4 protein-coding genes are annotated in these 3,406 nt (G+C 68.5%); all 4 read left to right on the top strand.

Annotation, left to right across the window (positions count from 1 at the left end; genetic code table 11):
* Positions 1-331 (top strand): NifU family protein (locus tag FBT96_RS20435; RefSeq protein WP_136909926.1); only part of this gene is annotated, 331 nt, incomplete at its 5' end.
* Between the two features lie 2 nt (positions 332-333).
* On the top strand, positions 334-1,494 hold the full coding sequence (locus tag FBT96_RS20440) for an aminotransferase class V-fold PLP-dependent enzyme (RefSeq protein ID WP_136909929.1): 1,161 nt from the start codon (positions 334-336) through the stop codon (positions 1,492-1,494).
* A gap of 11 nt (positions 1,495-1,505) precedes the next feature.
* A complete protein-coding gene (nifV, locus tag FBT96_RS20445; protein ID WP_136909932.1) occupies positions 1,506-2,651 on the top strand; it encodes a homocitrate synthase in 1,146 nt (381 codons plus the stop codon).
* 15 nt (positions 2,652-2,666) lie between these two features.
* Positions 2,667-3,005, top strand: a complete 339-nt coding sequence (gene nifW / locus FBT96_RS20450; protein WP_136909935.1) for a nitrogenase stabilizing/protective protein NifW — start codon at positions 2,667-2,669, stop codon at positions 3,003-3,005.
* The last annotated feature ends 401 nt before the right edge of the window (positions 3,006-3,406 follow it).

Raw genomic sequence — 3,406 nt, forward strand, 5'->3', positions numbered from 1 at the left:
GCGCGCCGCAGGGGGCGCCGCCCCCGACGCCACGGCGCTGCGCGAGCGCTTCGCCAAGATCGCACAGGTGGACACCCCCGAAGCCGCGGGGGATGCCGCCGCCGCCGAGGTGACCCGCATCCGCGCCCTGATCGACGAGATGCGCCCGACCTTCCGCCGCGACGGGGGCGACATCGAACTGGTGCGGGTCGAGGGCGCCAAGGTCATCGTGCATCTGTCGGGCGCCTGCGCGGGCTGCATGCTGGCGGGGCAAACCCTTTACGGCGTGCAAAAGCGCATCACCGACGTCCTTGGCCGCCCCTTCCGCGTCATCCCCGACATCCGGCACTGACCATGACCCAACCCGCGATCTACCTTGACAACAACGCCACCACCCGGGTCTTCCCCGAGGCGGTGGCGGCGATGCTGCCCTATTTCACCGAGCATTTCGGCAATGCCTCGTCGGGCCATGGCTTCGGGGCACAGGCGGGGCTGGGGCTGCGCAAGGCCCGGATCGCGGTGGCGGCGCTGATCGGGGCCGCTTCCGAGCAGGAGATCCTCTTCACCTCGGGCGGCACCGAAGCGAACACCACCGCCATAAGGTCGGCCCTTGCGGTGCAGGCGGGGCGGCGCGAGATCATCATTTCCGCCGTCGAGCATCCGGCGGTGCTGATGCTGGCCGCCGATCTGGAAAAGACCGAGGGCGTGCGCGTGCATCGCATCCCGGTCGATCATCTGGGGCGGCTCGATCGCGCGGCCTATGCCGCCGCGCTGTCGGACCGGGTGGCCGTCGTCTCGATCCTCTGGGCGAACAACGAGACCGGCACGATCTTTCCGGTGGCAGAACTGGCCGCCGAGGCCCATGCGGTCGGCGCGCTGTTTCACACCGACGCCGTGCAGGCGGTGGGCAAGCTGCCGATCTCGCTGGTGGACAGCGAAATCGACATGCTCTCGCTTTCGGGTCACAAGTTCCACGGGCCAAAGGGGGTGGGGGCGCTTTACCTGCGCAAGGGCGTCGCTTTCCGCCCGCTGCTGCGCGGCGGCAAGCAGGAACGCGGCCGCCGGGCGGGCACCGAAAACGTGCCCTCGCTGGTCGGGATGGGCGTCGCGGCCGAGATCACCGCGGCGCGGATGGCCGCCGATCTGTCCCGCATCGCGACGCTGCGCGACTGGCTGGAAGCCGGGATCCTGACCCTGGGCGGCTGCATGGTGCTGGGCGATCCGGCCAACCGGCTCGCCAATACCTGCACCCTCGCCTTTGACCGGATCGACGGCGAGGCGGTGCTGACGAAACTGGCCCGCGCGGGCATCGCGGTCTCGACCGGTTCGGCCTGCGCCTCGGGCGCGATGGAACCCAGCCACGTCACCCGCGCCATGGCCGTGCCCTTCACCGCGGCGCATGGGGTGGTGCGGTTCTCGCTCTCCTCCGACACCACCGCGGCCGAGCTTTCCCGCGTGCTGGCCGTCCTGCCCGAGATCCTGGCCGAGCTGCGCCCCGTTCCCGTAACCGCCTGAGGGAAAAGATCATGACACCCAACCGGACCCTTGCCCTTTGCGACACCACCCTGCGCGACGGCGAGCAGACCGCCGGGGTGGCCTTTTCGCTGACCGAAAAGAAAGCCATCGCCCGGGCGCTGGATCGGGCGGGCGTGGCGGAAATCGAGGTCGGCATCGCCGCGATGGGCTGGGCCGAGATCGCCGAGATCCGCGCCGTCGTCGCCGAAATCCGCGCGGCGACGCCCGTCGTCTGGTGTCGGCTGCGGATGCATGACCTTGACATGGCGCAGAAAACCGGGGTGAAGCGGGTGCATTTCGCGGTGCCGACCTCGCTTGCGCAACTGGAAGGCAAGCTGCGCGTCGATCGCGACTGGATCTTGCGCGAAACCGCGGCTTTGATCTTTTGCGCCACCGATCGCGGGCTGCAAGTGTCGGTCGGCGCCGAGGATGCCAGCCGCACCGATCCCGCGTTCCTGATCCGTCTGGCCGAGGTCGCCGCCGCCGCGGGCGCCATCCGGTTCCGCGTCGCCGACACGCTTGGCCTGCTCGATCCGCTGGGCGCCTTTCGCCTTGTGGCCGAGCTTTCGGCACGGATCTCCCTGCCGATCGAGATGCATGCCCACAATGATTTCGGCATGGCGACGGCGAACACGATCATGGCCGCCCATGCCGGGGCGACGCATCTGTCGGTCACGGTGAACGGCCTGGGCGAACGGGCGGGCAATGCCGCGCTGGAAGAAGTCGGCGCCGCGCTGGAAGCGGGCAACATCGACACCGGCCTTGATCTCTGCGCCCTGCCCGAGCTTTCCGCCGTCGTCGCCAAGGCCTCGGGCCGGGCGTTGCCGCCGCAAAAGCCGATCACCGGGGCGATGGTCTTCGCACATGAATCCGGCATCCATGTCGATGCGATCCTGAAGCGCGCCGACACCTACGAAGACCCCCGCTGCGCCCCCGCCCGCTTTGGCCGCAAACGGCAGATCGTGATCGGCAAGCATTCGGGCAGCGCCGGTCTGCGCGCCGCCCTGCTGGACGCGGGCCTGCCCGCCAGTGATGCCGTGCTCGACCGGCTGAAACCGCTGTTGCGCGCCCATGCCGTGCGGGTGAAACGCCCCGTCCAGCCCGAAGACCTGCGCCGCATGGTGGCGCGGCTCGACCGCCTGCCGCCCACCGCCTGACCCAAGGAGAAAGAGATGACCCCTGAAAGCCCCACTCTGGCCGCGCTGGCGAAACTGTCCTCGGCCGAGGAGATCTTTGCCTTCCTCGGCGTCGAGCCGATCCGCGAGGTGCTCAACTCGTCACGGCTGCACATCCTGAAGCGCTTCGGCGCCTATCTGCGCGACACCGACATGACCGGCCTGACCGAAGACGGGATCTTTGAGCGCGCGCGCGATGCGCTGTTGCGGGCGCAGGCCGATTTCGTCGCCTCGACGCCGCTCAAGGAAAAGGTCTTCAAGGTCTTCGAGACCGAGGCCGCGAAACGGAAGGCCCGCTTCGTCGGTCTTGAAACCCTGAAAGTGATCAAATCCTGACCGCCTGCAGCCTGCCGCATTTTCCGGCCTCCGGCGCGGGTTCGCCGCATAATTGCGCAATTGACCCGGTGCCTTCGCAAAAATGAACCGAACTTGCCTGCCGGACATATCGGAAGACGTGCCTTTTCCCGCCCATGCCCTATGGTCTGTACAGAAGTCCCGACTGCAGCGGCTGCCGCCCGAGTCCCTTGCGCCGGGCGCTCCGCCGCGGAAATTCCTGGCTGTGGGGGTGACTGCATGACCGATCAACAATCCCGCCCCGCGTCGCCCCGCCGTCGCTCGACCCAGTCGATCGCCGACCGCCTGGCGCTGGATGCGCTTTACGAGATCGCGAAGACCTTTGCGGCGGCGCCCGATCCGGTGGCGGAGGTGCCGCAGATCTTCAACGTGCTGTCCTCCTT

It is taken from the genome of Rhodobacter capsulatus (genome assembly GCF_005144475.1).
GTDB lineage: Bacteria > Pseudomonadota > Alphaproteobacteria > Rhodobacterales > Rhodobacteraceae > Rhodobacter > Rhodobacter capsulatus_C.